The organism is Thiocystis violacea (assembly GCF_016583575.1).
Lineage (GTDB): Bacteria > Pseudomonadota > Gammaproteobacteria > Chromatiales > Chromatiaceae > Thiocystis > Thiocystis violacea.
Map to the genome: position 1 here is coordinate 1 of NZ_NRRG01000004.1, position 14,202 is coordinate 14,202.

A 14,202-nucleotide genomic window follows, 5' to 3' on the forward strand; every position below is an offset into this window, starting at 1 on the left:
CGTGATGATGAAACGTCGCAACTTGTCACCTGCCGGGTGAGCCCTAGAATGGGCGTATTTTACCTCCATCCTCTTGTTATGTAACGGGAATTCTTGGAAGACGGTTCATTCAGTTCACGGAACCAGGTGTTTGTTTTTAAAAATCGAGAGACTTATCTTAGTGCCATTCGGGCGTGGGGAGTATTTTAGAAACGGATTAACTGTATCAGCCACGCGCTTATTGATCGAGTCGGCTTTTACAACCACAATCATTAGCATGAATTCTTTAATCCAGCTTTGGAGTGCGTGCTCATCTTTCCAGTACGGACCACCGAGACCAGGGGTGTCAAGCAATTCAATGTTTTTTTCTGCCATTGATTGGAACACTCCGGGATTAAGCTCGGATGTATTGAGCTTAATATGAAAATGATGAACTCCTTGCAGTGTCCCACTCTTTTTTCCGGAAACTTTGCCCTGATATTCGTCAGATGGGATTTGAACTTCAACGCCATCGTGTTTAATCTCGCGGAATTCGTGACCCTGGCGATCATCCTTGAATCCAACTAGAGTGCACATCGCCGTGACAATACTTTCGCCTGTAGGTAGAAGCTCTTTGATTTTCTGGGGGAAGAGCATAGCATTTACAAGGCTAGATTTGCCGTGAGAATAGTGGCCGACGACGCCGACATATATTGGGCTATTAATTGCCAGGTCACAGTCTTCTGCTGCGCGCTTGACGTCTTGCTTGAAATCATCGAACCTTTCTTCAAATTTGTCGAAGCGACCAGTTTCAGTGAAGGATTTCAGATAATCTTTAATGCTTGCGCGCGCTACTTCATCGGCAATGTTACTAATCGCATCGTTGAGTTTCTGATATTCTTTCATTCGGACTCCATGAATAATAATGTTTAATTGCGTCAGTTACATTTCGGGGGAATGACGGCTACACATCAGCCGCTTCCAGCACCTCCAGCACCCGTGCGTCGGCGTCATACGCCTTGTCCGCAAGTAACGCGTCCGCCTCAAGCCCCGGCAACAACTGGTCGGCGCCCACCAGGTCCGACGCCTGTCCGCCGCTCAGAAAAAAGCCCGTTGGGTTGCCTAACGCGTCTGTCAAGGCATGGATTTTCGTGCTCAAGCCGCCTTTGCTGCGTCCAATGGATTGATCGTCATCGTTTTTTTTAGCGCACCGGCACTGTATTGATGGGCTCGCACGATGGTGCTGTCGAGCCTGGCGTACTCATTATCGGCATCCTCCGTCAAGGCTTCGAATACCCGCTCCCAAACCCCGGTGCGCGCCCAACGCGTGAAGCGGGTGTGCACCACGCGGAAATCGCCAAAGTGTTCCGGCAGGTCACGCCACGGGATCCCAGCCCGGTAGCGGTAGATAATCGCCTCGACAAACAAGCGGTTATCCTTTGCCGTCACCCCAACGGAACCGGGGCGACCGGGCAGGAGATCTTTAATGCGATCCCATTGATCGTCACGCAGGGCGTAGCGGCGCTGTGTCATCACGGTCGTTCGACAGTGACGGATGGCTATAATCCCACACAAGTAAAATTGATGACACGCCCTAGTTAACGGCATGGCCCCTGATGATATTGCCATCAGATTGATTCCAAAGAGTTGTGGGGATTCCCAAGACTCTGGTGGGAGAGTTTTCGAGGGATTTGCCCATTCGGGTACAATCCCCACCGAAACCCCATGATCCCAAGCCACTGCTGCGCTCAACGTTTTCAAAACCGCAAAACTTCAGCCCTTAGAAACAGACCACGTTTTCTCCTGAAGCAACTCTAGGCTTGAACCTGTTTGGCATAAATGGTCGGGGTGAGAAGCTAACCCCCAACGCAACGCATACCATCTGCCGGGCGCGAGCTTACCCCGTAGCCCACAGAAGCTATATTTACCACTGGCCGTGCTCGAAATCCGTGATGCATCTTCCAGTTACAGGCCGTGGACACCGATCGAATAATGGCTCGGTGTCCACGGCATAGGTCCGTCGCGAAGTCCCACCGAGCCACGCGACGGACACCGAGCAAAGCGTCCTTTCGAAAGCTCAGGCGCCTCAAGCTTCTTCCCCCTTCAGCCCCCATTCCGCCATCAGCCGCTTGAGGAACGGCTCCGGCGTCAGCGTCTCCCCCAGCCGCACCCGCAGCCGACAGACCGTGGCGAAAGGGTTGAACGGCTGTCCTCGCTCACTCCGTTCGGCAGTATCCAATCAGTACAGCACGATCATGCGACACCCCTTGTCGTACCCTGTCGAGCATGAGGCCAAGCATCAGGATCGGATCGAGCGTCTGCGACAACTGGAGCCGTGGCGGCCCTTGGGCGTGCCCGAGGAGTGCGGCCCGAGCGCGCCCGACCTGCTCGCGCGATTGGAAGAAGTCTACGAATCGGTGAATGACGCGGCGTGTCGGCGCGCCTTGCCGCGCGATCCGCAGGAACTGGTGCCACAGGGGCGGATCGCGGTGGTCAATCCCGGCGCCAAGCCGTTGCGTTATCGCCGGTCACGGATGGACGAGGCGGATGACGAGGATCCGGCGATCTGACCGTGAACGCTGGAGCCGATCCGCCGCCTGGCGGCCGAGGAGCTGCCGCCCCCTCGGCTCGATCGGCTGTGGCGCTTGCGGCTCACCGACCCCGAAGCCCCGCGGCTCGACGAGTCGCGGCGGCGGGTCGTCTCGGATACCTTCCGCCTACAGCCGGCGGATCTCTTCCAGGGGTGCTGAGCGGGGAGATCCAGTCGTTCACCCGGCGCTGTGCGCCGCGGATCCTCCAGGCCAAGCCCTCGGGCGAGCGCGCTGAGGTCACGCGGCATCCGTGGTCGCTGGGGCAACCTGGCCCCATGGCCTATCTGATCGCACTCAAGCAGGACGACGCCGCGCCGCTGCGTTTCCAGGCCCGGCACCGGAGGGTGCGCTCCGAGTCCCGGCCCGAGACGCCGACGCTCGCGGCGGACGGGTTCGACCTGGATGTGGCGGCCCCGCCGAACCTGCATTGGATCGTCGCGGCACGGACGCGCAAGGCGGCGGCGCTCTATCGCCAGGACCACAGGGCCGTTGTGGTTCGCTCGGCGGTCACTCGATTTCGAACCGCAAGGGTGTGGTTGTGGATAGGACCAGGCGGTCGTCTTGTCCCTGCGCCATGACGGCGGCTGGGGCGAATCCTCCACCGACCCGCAGCGACGGCCTCCAGCCTCTCGACGAGCCTCCGTCCTGCCGCTCGGTGATCGCGATGAGCGAGAGCCACCCGATCCGCTGACGCTGGCCCTAGCCGCCGATCCGCGCGGGCGGCGTCGGCGCGGCGAGAGCCCGTTGCCGTCAGACCTCGACGACCACCTTGCCGGTGGTCCGGCCGCCCTGGAGCGCGCGCATCGCTTGCGGAACCGCTTCGAACGGAAAGCGGGCGCCGATGTGCGAGGGCGCGGGACTGAGGGCGAGCGCGGCCGCCGCCGCCGCGGGCAGGCGATCGGCGCGCTCGAAGAGCCAGATGAGGTTGAATCCCAGCACGCTGCGGTTCTGGTCGATGAGCTTCATTGGGTCGAGCCGGGGGCGGCGCAGGTATTGCCAGGCGAGTCGCATCCAGTTCGTGCGGGCGCCGCTCGGCATGAAGTCGGCCGCGCCATAGAGCACATGGCGCCCCTCCGGGGCGAGCCGCGTGAGCGAGGGGAGGAAGAACGGACCCGCGAGCGCGTCGAACACGAGATCGAAGCGCGCCGCGCCGACGGCGGCGAGTGCCGCATCGAGCTGCGCCCCAAACCGCGAGGGCTCGCGCACCACGACCTGGGCACGGGCCAGACCGCGCGCTTCGAGCAGCGGGAGCTTGTCGCCGTGTCCGACGGTGCCGATCACCCTGGCGCCGGTCGCCTGCGCCATCGCCAGCGCGCGCAGTCCCACCCCGCCTGCGGCCGAGTGGATCAGCACCACCTGGCCGTGCGCGAGCGCACCGAGGTGGATCAAGCCGTACCAGGCGGTCAGCGCCGGCACCAGGTACGCCGCCCCGTCCGCCATCGTCCAGCGCGGCGGCAGCGGCACGAGGTAGCGCGTATCGACGTTCAGCGCCGTCGCGTATCCACCGAAACGCGTGAGCACCATCACGCGATCGCCGGGCGCGACGGCGGTTCCGGCCGCCTCACTGCCCGCGCGCGACGGCCCCAGCGCCTCGACCACGCCGGCGCACTCGAGCCCGGGGATGAAGGCGCCCGACGGCGTGGCGGAGTAGAGCCCCAGGCCGGCGAAGATGTCCGCGAAGTTCAGACCGATCGCCTCCACCCGCACCCGGGCCTCGCCGGCGCCAGGCGGCGGCAGGTCCTCGGTGACCAGCGCCAGCCGGTCGAGCGATCCCGCCGATGGAAGCTTCCAGGCGCGGCGCGTTGTCATCGGTCGCGCTCGGCTCGCCGTCGACGATGCGCGCGGCGGCCGTGTTGGCTGACCGACGGCGTGCGTCGTCCGCGCCCCTCGGAAGCCGGGGCCGAGCGGGTTTCCGCACCGTCGGCAGACGCCTTTGTTTCAAGACACTTGGTCATCGCTCGCCTCTCGTGAGCCGGCCGCCCATGGCGCGACCGGGGATTCGTCGCCCCCGTCCGTTTGAGAAGGGGCTAGCCTAAACGGCTGAAAGCTCACCACCTATCAGTTCGCGCGACCTGAGGAAAATCGGGCTGATTCGGGGAAGTCTGGCATCGACAGATCAGTCGCTTAGAAGCTCTAAACCAGTCCCGCCAACTGTGTATTTCGTAACTGATAGGTGATGAGCGGCTGAAAGTAACAATCCCCGCAAGCCGGGATATTCTGATCGCTGCCAATCAAAAGGGCTGGATTGTGATCGCCGGCCAAACTCTTGAGCGTTCTCGCGCCATTCAAGCGCCGCGATCGCTTCGAGTCAGGCCGCCGCCTCATTATGAACATCCCGACAAGGGGAGGCTCGAATCAAAGCCAACCGTTCCAGAACAGACTCACGCACCTGTCAAACGGGTACTGTCTCCCCCGTCAGAGCCGGGGGTTGTCGCTGGGTAACAATCGTTGAGCGTCATCGTATCCGCGTTTCGTGCGACGCCACTCACAACAAACGCCAGCGATCACCGCCGGTTGACGTGGTTTCGAACGCGCTCGCCTCCTCAATTGATGTCGAGATCGTCATCCGCGTTTGGGGCTAAACACGGGTCGGATTGGTTGCGATTCGTGTGCGACGCCTCGTCCGAACGCTCGTGAGCGATCCCGCCCTTGGCCCGAAGAGACCCTCCATCCCCGAAGAGGCCCATATCAGGCGGGTGGGCCATATGGCCACTATCCAGGGCCTCTTGGGCCTCTTCGCGAGGCCACTCCCAGCGCCATCCCCCGGAGCATCCACTGTTCGTTGGCTTGATGCCCAGTCGTTCCCGCGCTGTCCGGAGCGCCTTCTCGCTGATCCCGGCTTCGCGCGCCTCCCGTTGAACATCCTTGGCCTTGGCCGCTCCAGTGCGGAGATCGTCGGCGAGCCAATCCATGGCTTCGCGCGTGGCGGTCCGCTCCTCGGGCCGCTCGGTCAGCTCCAAGCGGCCGAGCCGATCGCGGGCGCGGCCTTCCAGCGTCTGTCCCCACAGGATCCGTGTCGTCTCGATCCCGGCCTCGATCTCGCAGACCTCGAGGTCATAGGAGAATTCACCCGTATCGGGGCCGATGTTGGACTTGCCCCGGGCGATCAGCCGTCCGCCGCCTTCGCTCTCCGGCAAGCGGGCCGTCACCAGAACGATACGCGCCAGGGCGCCGAAGGCGAGCGAGCCGGTGACACGTTCCACCCGTTCGCGACCAGCCGATTCCTTGCTGAAAGGCGAGATCCCCAGCACCGCGCCGCCGCGCACCATCGCCAAATCGACCAAGGGCTGGAGTCCGCGTCGGACCTCGGCATTCTTGTGCGAGTCCCCGCCCACGGCCGAGACGATCGGATCCAGGATCAGCAGGGCCGGGGGTGTGTTCAGGGTGGCGATGCGCTCATCAAGGGCGAGGGTAGCGCGGGCCGGATCGAAGGTCCCGGAGCCTGGCGCGTTGACATCGCTCGCCGTCTTGAGGCCGATGCGAGGGAACTCGGCGCTGGCGCCATCAGGCGCGGCACCAGAGTGTCGGCGGGGTCCACTTCACCCGCCCAGAGAACGACGTGCCCGGTCGGTGTGTGCTCGCGGACGGCCAGAGCGGCGATCCGCGCGATGGTGACCAGGGTATGACGGTTTGCCGTCGAGATCAGTAGGGCAGTCGTTGGTGCCGCTCAAGCGAATGTCCTCGACCACTCTCACCCGCGCATGATGCGTCGTTGCGTCGCCAGTTCCCACTTGTGTTCCCATATAGGAGCAACAGGAGGTGCCTTCTGCGCGAATATAAGAATATCTAAATCAGTAATTTAGATATATGTTCCCACTGTTCCCAGATCCTGGAAGGGTACCCCTGTAGGTTGTCAAGCGACACGAACAATTGCCCCCCTGGCGACATGAAGAATTGCCCCCCGGGGTTGCTCACTGAGTGGATGAAATTGGCGTTGGAGCCGCATCTTTTTGCAGCCGTCCGCTGCGGCGCTTCTCGCGCAGTCGGTAGCTGTCGCCGCGGATGGTGATGACCTGACTGTGGTGGAGTAGGCGATCGAGGATCGCCGTCGCGGCGACGGCATCGCCGAAGACCTGGCCCCATTCGCCCACGGGGCGGTTACTGGTGATCAGCACGCTGGCGCGCTCATAGCGCCGCGAGACGAGTTGGAAGAACAGGTGAGCGGCGGCCGGCTCCAAGGGCAGATAGCCCAGTTCGTCGATGATCAGCCGTTTCGGCTTGGCCAGTTGCATAAGCTTGTCCTCCAGGTGAGCGTCGCTGTGGGCCTTGGTCAGGCCGGCCATCAGGGCGGCGGCGGAGGTGAAGAGCACGGTGTAGCCGCGTTCAACGACCTCACGCCCGAGGGCCATGGCTAGATGCGTCTTGCCGACACCTGGTGGACCGAGGAGCAACAGCGCCTGGGCGTGCCCGACCCAGCGGGCGGTGGCCAGGTCGCGCACCTGGGCGGGGTCGATGGAGGGCTGGGCCTCGAAATCGAAGTTGGCCAGGGGGCGCACGCAGGGAAAGCGGGCGAGCTTCAGGCCCATCTGGATGCGGCGGGAATCGCGCCGGGCGACTTCCCGCTCGGCCAGCAACAGCAGGGCCTCACGCAAATTGAGTTGGGCGCGGCTGGCCTCGTCGAGCAGGCTGTCGAGTTGATCGCGCACGGCGGTCAGGCGCCGTTGGGTCAGCAGGGCGGTCAGGCGGTCGCTGGCGTCCATCACCAGCCTCCCCCGACCAGGGCGTCATACTCCGCCAGCGGGCGCAGGAGGGCGTTGGCGGACGGCGGTTCGCTCGGCGGCGTGCACCCCGCCCCCAGCCGGTGGGTCCGGTCGATCTGGCGCCCGCGCCGGCCGGCGAGTTCGTCATGCGCGGCGACCTCCTGACCGCCATGGCGAATCTGTACCTGCCCGGCACTGACCAGTACGCGGACTGACTCCCCGATCAACCGCCAGGGGACACTGTAGGCATTGGTGTCGAGTTCGATGCAGGCCTCGGCATTGACCCGGCGTACCAGCTCGCGCACGCTCTGGAAGGGAACAAGCCCCGCCAACGGGCGCAGGTGCGGCTGTTCCAGGGCAAACCGCTCGCGGGGCGGCTCGCCGGTGGTGCCATGACGGCGCACATCAGCCACCTCGCGCTGCCAGCGCGCCAAGTGCCCCTCCAGGTCCGCCCAACTGGCGAAGGCGTGCCCGGCAATGGCGTTCTTCTTGACGTAGCCGACGCCGTTCTCGGTCTTGCCCTTGGTACGGGCGCGAAACGGCGCGCAGGCCCGCGCCTCGACCTCCCAGTGGCGGCAGAACGCCGCAAAACGGGCATTGAAGTGCACCTGCCGGGTCGCCAGGTCATCGCTCTCCACCAGTGCCTTGGCGTTGTCGATCAGCAGGGTACGCACCCGCCCGCCGAAGTGGGCGAAGGCCGCCTCGATCCCGCTGAACCACGCGCTTTGCCGTTCGTGGCGCAACGCGCAGACGAAACCGCGGCGCGAATACCCCAGCGTCGCCACGAACAGAAACACGCGCGTGGACTCGCCCGCGATCATCACCCGCACCGACCCGAAGTCGATCGGCATTTGTTCGCCGGGGGCGGTCTCAAAGCGCACCGTCGCCCGCTGGCTCGCCTCCAGCTCCTGCCGATACCCCCGGCAGGCCCGTTCGACCGTGCGCACATGGACCGCGACTCCCCGTTCACGCGCCAACAGTTGGCGCACCACGTCGCAATGGCCCCGATGCCGTAGGAACGGCTCGCGTAGCCAGGTCTCCTGGCCAGCCAGCGCACCGCGCCGACGCGGCGCACGATACGCCACCGCGCCGCCCGCCTTCAGATACCGCCGCACCGTGTTGCGGGCCATCCCCAGGGCCTTGGCGATGCGTTTCGCCCCCCACCCTGATTGCCCCAGCCGCACAATCGCCGTCACCGCTTCTGGCTCCAACATCTCCCGTGCTCCGACCGATAAAGGACGCACAGGATTGAGCGCGAAAAACTGACTGTCCAAGTTGACCTCCTGAAGAAGACAGGGGGGGCAATTCTTCGTGTCGTCAGGGGGGCAATTTAAGGTGTCGCCTGACATAGGTTCCGAGACGTTGTTCACGGTTGAGGCTCTGAATGACGTGCGCGTGAAGCGCTGTGAACGCACGCGACATGGGGCGCACGGACGCGGTTGTTTGCGTGACCAGAGGGCCGCCCCCGGCAGCGCCTCATGAGGCGCGACCAAGAGACGCTCAGGGCGACGTCTGTGCGGCCACGATGGATGGGGGTGCCGAGCGGCTCGGCACGAGCAAGGAGGCGAGCCCTGGAATGACGGGCGCCTGAACTTGGCATGCAAACGACGATCGGTTTGAGAGTCACCCGCGGCCTGGCTTTCCGTCCTCTCGCCAAAACCGCGAGCCGAGGGACGATGGTCGGTTGAGTCGACCGCGATCCGCGTGGTGACTCTATGGTGACTCAAAGAAAAACGGCTTAGGCTAATCTAGCCTAAGCCGTTGATTTTATGGTGCGCCCTGCGCGACTCGAACGCGCGACCACCTGATTAAAAGTCTCGATTGGCAACGTCCAGCAACATTCAGCAATAGCAATAACAATAGCATACCCGCCCCAATGTGTCCCAAGAGCGTTGCATTTATCCGCGCTTGATTGTCACCAGTGGCCCAAGAATGGCCCATCGCGACCAGGGCTCATGGCGCGCGGGTCTGAAATCCGCTTGATTCGGCTCTCATCAAGGGTGAATTCTGTCCGCCGTGGCCCTGGAAAGGCCCGCGAATCGATCGCGTCTTGATGAAAACCTTTTGATACAAATGCTTGGGCTATCAGACCTCCTGATTGACTATCTTAAGCTGTCGTTTCTTGCCTTGTGTTGTACACTCTAGCCTGACCTTGACGCTACCCAACAGGCAGGGGCACACCCATGGCGAACATCGAGAAGCGCACCGACTCCAACGGCGCGACCAGTTATCGGGTCCGGATCCGGCGCAAGGGGCACAAGACCCAAACCGCGACCTTCCCCCGCCTGACCGACGCCAAGCGCTGGGCACAGCAAACCGAGGCCGCCATCATTGAGGGGCGCCACTTCGTGGCGACCGAGGCCAAGCGGCACACCATGGGCGAATTGATCGAGCGGTATGTTCGCGATGTGATGCCAACCAAGAAGGCCGGGAGCCAGGCGACCCAGCTTCAACAGTTGGCGTGGTGGAAGGCGCGCATCGGCGAAAAGACGCTGGCCGACTGTACCCCCGCTTTCCTGGCGGAGTGTCGCGACACCTTGAGCCGCGAACCGATACCGAGTCTCGCCACCGTCCCCGCTCCAGACGCCCCCGAACGCTTGCGCTCTCCCGCCACCGTCAATCGCTACCTGGCGGTCCTGAGTCACGCCTTCACCGTGGCGGTCAAGGAATGGGGCTGGATCGAGAGCAACCCCTTACTGAAGGTCACCAAGCCCAAGGAGCCGCGCGGGCGCGTGCGCTACCTTTCCGACGCCGAGCGCGAACGGCTGCTTGAAGCCTGCCAGGCCGGCGGCAACCCGGATTTGTACCTGGCTGTCGTCTTGGCCCTGTCCACCGGCGCCCGGCAACAGGAAATCATGGGGCTACGCTGGGGACAGGTCGATTTCGCCCGGCGCGTGGCCATCCTGGAAGAGACCAAGAACGACGAACGCCGCGCCCTGCCCTTGACCGGGCTCGCCTTGGAGCGGTTGCGCGAGCGCGCCAAGGTCCGGCGCCTGGATACCGATCTGGTCTTCCCCGGCCGCGTCCATCCCAGTCATCCGGTTGACCTGCGAACGCCTTGGGAAACCGCCTTGAAGCGTGCCGAAATCACGGATTTCCGCTGGCACGATCTCCGGCATTCGGCCGCGTCCTATCTGGCCATGGGTGGCGCCAGTCTGGCCGAAATCGCCGCGATCCTTGGTCATAAGACCCTGAGCATGGTCAAGCGCTATGCCCACCTGAGCGACGACCACACATCGGCCGTGGTGGAGCGGATGAACGCGCGGATCTTCGGGGATGGCGGGAAATGACCACCCAAAAACTTGATGATCTGTTACTCCATGCAGCCGAACTGCTGAGCGAATGCCTCAACAAAGACGCTACGTCGCGCCAAATGGAGCGCGCGGCGATGATGCTTGAACGCTGTTGGCGATCTTGGCAGCGCGAGATGGAGTGGCGCTTGTTCTTCCCCTTCTACCCGGCAAAGGGCAAGAGGCCGCCTGAACCATTGCCAGAAATCGATTTTGACGCGGCACACTCGAAAGACCCTGAGCGACGCAAGCCAGTCATGGAGCAACTGCGAGCCAAGCTCGGCGATGATGGATCGCTGGACGATTGGCCGCTCTACCTCGACCGCGAGGCGATCGACGCCGCATTGGACGGCGGCCCTGTGTCGCTATTCGAGGCCGCCGTTCTGATTGGGGATCGGGTCTCTTGTCTTGCCGCACCCCTGGTTCTGGAGGCCCCTGAGCTGTTCACTTGCGCATGGGCACGCGGCGAGATTGACCCGCGCCACCCTTCGACCCTGGTCAAGTACAGCGACCACCCCGGCGAAGTCCCGGACCTGTCTTGGAAACTGTACCCGGAGGAGGTTGACGCCTTTGCGATGGAGCGATGGGGCGAGGCGATATTTGCCCGCTCCGACCCTGAGCCAGTGACCACGGAGGACAGCGCCAAGGCTGAGAGATCAGAGCCCGATCTAGGCCCTCGGACCCCTCATACCCTTTACCGCATCATCCGCGCCCTAACGCTGGCGCTTGCCAAGACCGACCCGGAGACGTTCGAGAAGGACGGCCGGCCCAAAGTCGGATGCCACAAGAAGCGGGGAACCGTTTCCGGCATCGTCGGCCACCTGATTGAAGGCAAGTTTTCCGACCTGGAGACAACCGCCCTTGAGACGCACATCAACAAGGCCCTGAAAGACTGATTGCGTCCCGCGTTTCCCGTCTTTCCCGGACGGGACCACGCCACCACAACGACGCCGCACCATTCCCCGCAACGCGACGCTAACCACGTCGCGGACCTTCAACCCCTTGCGAGGTATGGCGCATGCCCACCACCCCCATGGCCGCGACCCCGATCCCGGCCCCATCCCGTTCACTGCTGACTGTTCGCCAGTTGGCCACCCAGCAACCCGCCCTGACCGAGGGCGGCATCCGCTGGGACTTGTTCAACCGCGACCACAACGGGCTGTCCAAGTCCGGCGCCATTTTCAGGCGCGGCCGTCGCATCTTGATCGACCCGGAAAGCTATCTCGCCTGGATGACCACCCAGCGAGAGCGCGCGGCTTAAGCGGAGGTCGCCATGCCCAGGAAGAGCAGAATTCGAATGCGCGGCAACAAGCTGCGGGAGCAATGGAAAACCCCGGCGCGCGAGCTGGTGTGGCACCGTCGCCATGACCGCATCGACCCCAAGAAGCGAGGTCGCCATGGATAAGGCCCGTCAGTCCCAGTACGACCGCATCAAGGCCGCGCTCCTGGCGCGGGCTCCGGTCGATCCCGTCTCGGCCTTCCAGCATGGGCTGGGGGTGAGGGTCGCCGCGTCCATCCATCGCTTGCGCCGGCGCGACGGCTGGCCGATCGAAACGTTCATGGATGAGCGCGGGCTCGCGCATTACGCCTTGCCCGATGGCTGGCAACCGCCCGTCGATCCGTGCGCCGGACATGAAAAAGGCCCGATGCGCGAACATCGAGCCGTTGATTTGGGCGCCCAACCCGGAGTAGCCTGTCAGCCGTCCGTGGATCCCCTGCAAGGGATCCACGACTAAGCTCCGACCGCGACACGATCAGAGCACCGGCGTGAACAAGTATATCCCATGGGTCCGTGCGTCCGCACGTGCCCGCCGTTCATGCCTCTGCCCGTTCCTGATGCGGTCGGTTACTCCATCCAAGTGAGAACCGACCCAATGTCCAAGCTCAACCCCGCTACCCGTGCCCAGCTCGCCGCCGATCTAATCCACGTCGTTTGGCATCCGAACATTTCCGCTCGCGCTCACCTGAACGACGCCCATGCCACGGCCGCCGGACTCGCGAGCTTGCTCCACACCCATTGCGACCAGCATGCCTTCAGCTCCGACCAGTTGAACGCGGCCGAACTCAAGGCGCTGGCCAGCGCGCTCAAGCAGCAAATCGCCCTCGCCGATCTGATCTCTGAGTATCTGGACTTGGAGTCCCAGGCCACCCAGGGCGAATCCGCCAAGCTCAAGGGGGTGGCGGCATGAGCCCATCAAGCGTCTTGCACTCATGCCCCGATCCGCTCGAAGCGCTGGCGGACATCTATCTCGATCTGTCCGCCAGCGAGCGCCTGGCGCTGGGCACCTTCATCGACAGCCGCCACGGCCACGACTCCCAGGCCGCGCTTTCGGATCTGGTCCGGCGCGGATTGCGCGAAGTCGTCACCGAGGTTGTGCCCCTGGGTCCGACGGTCGACGCCACCCAACACACCAGAAGCGAATTCACCCGCTGGCTGGCCAAGACCGAGGCCGAGCGGTTACTGATTCTCGCCGAGCAGGATGTGGTGCGGCTCCGGCGCCAGCTCCGCGACGCCCAAGACCGAGCGAGGGACGCCCGGAGCTTCGCGGAGGCCGCGCGCCTGGCGTGGGACATCGCTTTCAAGAGGGCCGACTCATGACCAACGCCCCCCATCGGGGGGCTTCGGCCCCCATCCCCGTCGTCAACCTCTGGCGGGTGAGCGACCACTTCGCCGCCGCTCTCGCCGCCGCTGGTCTGGGAGCCCCAGAGATCGTGGCGGACGGCGTGCTGCATCGCTTTCGCACCCCCGACGATCGGCACGGACAGCGCTCCGGCTGGTTTGTGCTGTACGTTGACGAGCGGCCCGCCGGCGCCTTCGGGTCCTGGAAGACCGGCGCGACCGGATCTTGGTCCTGGGAGTCTGGCGATCGACTGACGCCCGCCGAGCGCGCCGAGCTCCGGGATCGGGTCGCGCGCGCCAAACGTCGTAGCCAAGACGAGCGGGAACGCCAGTATCGGGAAGCCGCCATCCGTGCATCCGCCATCTGGCAGGCGTCCGTGCCGACCGACGCCAATCATCCGTATCTGCGCCGCAAGGCGATTGAGCCCCACGGCGCGCGCCTGGATCGGCGCGGCTGTCTGGTCCTCCCGGTCGGAGACGGCGAGCACCTGAGCACCCTGCAATTCATCGCCCCGGACGGCAACAAACGGTTTCTCACGGGGGGGCGGATCACGGGAGGCTGGATGGAAATCCAGGGAGATGGAGACGGCGGCCCCCTCCTGATCGGCGAAGGCTTCGCCACCCTGGCGACCCTGCGCCAAGAGACCGGTTGCCGCGCCATCGTGGCGTTCAATGCCGGAAACTTGTTCTCCGTCGCGCGCGCCATCCGTCGACGGCATCCCCATGACGACATCATCCTTTGCGGCGATGACGACCGCTGGACCGAGGGCAACCCCGGACGCACCAAGGCCCGCGCGGCGGCGCTGGCGATCGGGGCCAAGCTCCTGATGCCAGACTTCACCGGGCTCGATCTGAGCACCTGGCCCACCGACTTCAACGACCTGTACCGCTTGCGCCGCGCGTGCGAGAGGAGCGCGTCATGAGCACCAGTAAAAAACCCCGTCGCGGGATCCGCGTCAAGCCGGAAACGCCTGCCGCATCGTCGAATCTTGACCAGCCAGACGCCCCAACATCATCACTTTCCCATGGGACCGATGGGACCG

14 protein-coding genes and 1 pseudogene are annotated in these 14,202 nt (G+C 64.0%); 9 read left to right on the forward strand and 6 right to left on the reverse strand.

Annotation, left to right across the window (positions count from 1 at the left end):
- Positions 1–114: 114 nt before the first annotated feature.
- Entirely contained in the window at positions 115–864 is a 750-nt protein-coding gene (locus CKO27_RS03165; protein ID WP_200373431.1) for a dynamin family protein, read from the reverse strand.
- Between the two features lie 35 nt (positions 865–899).
- Positions 900–1,491: pseudogene (locus CKO27_RS03175) on the reverse strand (IS5 family transposase); the annotation flags it as partial.
- 734 nt (positions 1,492–2,225) lie between these two features.
- On the opposite strand from CKO27_RS03175, the gene CKO27_RS03180 reads away from it, so the two are divergent.
- Together CKO27_RS03180 and CKO27_RS03185 are read left to right on the forward strand one after the other, a co-directional pair.
- Positions 2,226–2,528: a hypothetical protein gene (locus tag CKO27_RS03180; protein ID WP_200373434.1), complete on the forward strand. Its 303-nt coding sequence runs from the start codon at positions 2,226–2,228 to the stop codon at positions 2,526–2,528.
- A 296-nt stretch (positions 2,529–2,824) separates the two neighbouring features.
- Positions 2,825–3,127 carry a hypothetical protein gene (locus tag CKO27_RS03185; protein WP_200373435.1) on the forward strand — a complete coding sequence of 101 codons (303 nt, stop codon included), beginning with the start codon at positions 2,825–2,827 and terminating at the stop codon, positions 3,125–3,127.
- A gap of 172 nt (positions 3,128–3,299) precedes the next feature.
- Here CKO27_RS03185 and CKO27_RS03190 read toward each other — a convergent pair whose 3' ends face one another.
- From CKO27_RS03190 to istA, 4 genes are all read right to left on the reverse strand, one after another.
- Entirely contained in the window at positions 3,300–4,358 is a 1,059-nt protein-coding gene (locus CKO27_RS03190) for a zinc-binding dehydrogenase (RefSeq protein WP_200373436.1), read from the reverse strand.
- A 734-nt stretch (positions 4,359–5,092) separates the two neighbouring features.
- Positions 5,093–6,028, reverse strand: coding sequence for an AAA family ATPase (locus CKO27_RS03195; protein ID WP_200373577.1), 936 nt, complete (start codon positions 6,026–6,028; stop codon positions 5,093–5,095).
- 432 nt (positions 6,029–6,460) lie between these two features.
- Positions 6,461–7,249 (reverse strand): IS21-like element helper ATPase IstB, encoded by a 789-nt coding sequence (gene istB, locus CKO27_RS03200; protein WP_200373437.1) that lies wholly within the window; start codon positions 7,247–7,249, stop codon positions 6,461–6,463.
- Entirely contained in the window at positions 7,249–8,463 is a 1,215-nt protein-coding gene (gene istA, locus CKO27_RS03205; protein ID WP_200373438.1) for an IS21 family transposase, read from the reverse strand. The genes istB and istA overlap by 1 nt, the downstream gene beginning before the upstream one ends.
- Before the next feature lie 969 nt (positions 8,464–9,432).
- Here istA and CKO27_RS03210 point away from each other — a divergent pair.
- The 7 genes from CKO27_RS03210 (at position 9,433) to CKO27_RS03240 (ending at position 14,082) form a co-directional block, all read left to right on the forward strand.
- Entirely contained in the window at positions 9,433–10,539 is a 1,107-nt protein-coding gene (locus CKO27_RS03210) for a tyrosine-type recombinase/integrase (RefSeq protein WP_200373439.1), read from the forward strand.
- Positions 10,536–11,435 (forward strand): hypothetical protein, encoded by a 900-nt coding sequence (locus CKO27_RS03215; RefSeq protein ID WP_200373440.1) that lies wholly within the window; start codon positions 10,536–10,538, stop codon positions 11,433–11,435. Before CKO27_RS03210 ends, CKO27_RS03215 begins: the two co-directional genes overlap by 4 nt.
- Positions 11,436–11,557: 122 nt before the next feature.
- Positions 11,558–11,800, forward strand: coding sequence for a hypothetical protein (locus CKO27_RS03220; RefSeq protein ID WP_200373441.1), 243 nt, complete (start codon positions 11,558–11,560; stop codon positions 11,798–11,800).
- A 103-nt stretch (positions 11,801–11,903) separates the two neighbouring features.
- Entirely contained in the window at positions 11,904–12,275 is a 372-nt protein-coding gene (locus CKO27_RS03225) for a hypothetical protein (RefSeq protein WP_207280582.1), read from the forward strand.
- A 138-nt stretch (positions 12,276–12,413) separates the two neighbouring features.
- Positions 12,414–12,728, forward strand: a complete 315-nt coding sequence (locus tag CKO27_RS03230) for a hypothetical protein (protein WP_200373443.1) — start codon at positions 12,414–12,416, stop codon at positions 12,726–12,728.
- Positions 12,725–13,138, forward strand: coding sequence for a hypothetical protein (locus CKO27_RS03235; protein WP_200373444.1), 414 nt, complete (start codon positions 12,725–12,727; stop codon positions 13,136–13,138). Before CKO27_RS03230 ends, CKO27_RS03235 begins: the two co-directional genes overlap by 4 nt.
- Positions 13,135–14,082, forward strand: coding sequence for a toprim domain-containing protein (locus CKO27_RS03240; protein ID WP_200373445.1), 948 nt, complete (start codon positions 13,135–13,137; stop codon positions 14,080–14,082). The genes CKO27_RS03235 and CKO27_RS03240 overlap by 4 nt, the downstream gene beginning before the upstream one ends.
- Positions 14,083–14,202: the final 120 nt, after the last annotated feature.

What these genes read in the sequence shown, in the direction of transcription:
- istA (WP_200373438.1), bottom strand. Translation starts at nt 8,463, where the DNA reads ATGTTGGAGCCAGAAGCGGTGACGGCGATTGTGCGGCTGGGGCAATCA.
- CKO27_RS03190 (WP_200373436.1), bottom strand. Translation starts at nt 4,358, where the DNA reads ATGACAACGCGCCGCGCCTGGAAGCTTCCATCGGCGGGATCGCTCGAC.
- CKO27_RS03165 (WP_200373431.1), bottom strand. Translation starts at nt 864, where the DNA reads ATGAAAGAATATCAGAAACTCAACGATGCGATTAGTAACATTGCCGAT.
- istB (WP_200373437.1), bottom strand. Translation starts at nt 7,249, where the DNA reads ATGGACGCCAGCGACCGCCTGACCGCCCTGCTGACCCAACGGCGCCTG.
- CKO27_RS03240 (WP_200373445.1), top strand. Translation starts at nt 13,135, where the DNA reads ATGACCAACGCCCCCCATCGGGGGGCTTCGGCCCCCATCCCCGTCGTC.
- CKO27_RS03185 (WP_200373435.1), top strand. Translation starts at nt 2,825, where the DNA reads ATGGCCTATCTGATCGCACTCAAGCAGGACGACGCCGCGCCGCTGCGT.
- CKO27_RS03235 (WP_200373444.1), top strand. Translation starts at nt 12,725, where the DNA reads ATGAGCCCATCAAGCGTCTTGCACTCATGCCCCGATCCGCTCGAAGCG.
- CKO27_RS03220 (WP_200373441.1), top strand. Translation starts at nt 11,558, where the DNA reads ATGCCCACCACCCCCATGGCCGCGACCCCGATCCCGGCCCCATCCCGT.
- CKO27_RS03215 (WP_200373440.1), top strand. Translation starts at nt 10,536, where the DNA reads ATGACCACCCAAAAACTTGATGATCTGTTACTCCATGCAGCCGAACTG.
- CKO27_RS03210 (WP_200373439.1), top strand. Translation starts at nt 9,433, where the DNA reads ATGGCGAACATCGAGAAGCGCACCGACTCCAACGGCGCGACCAGTTAT.
- CKO27_RS03225 (WP_207280582.1), top strand. Translation starts at nt 11,904, where the DNA reads ATGACCGCATCGACCCCAAGAAGCGAGGTCGCCATGGATAAGGCCCGT.
- CKO27_RS03230 (WP_200373443.1), top strand. Translation starts at nt 12,414, where the DNA reads ATGTCCAAGCTCAACCCCGCTACCCGTGCCCAGCTCGCCGCCGATCTA.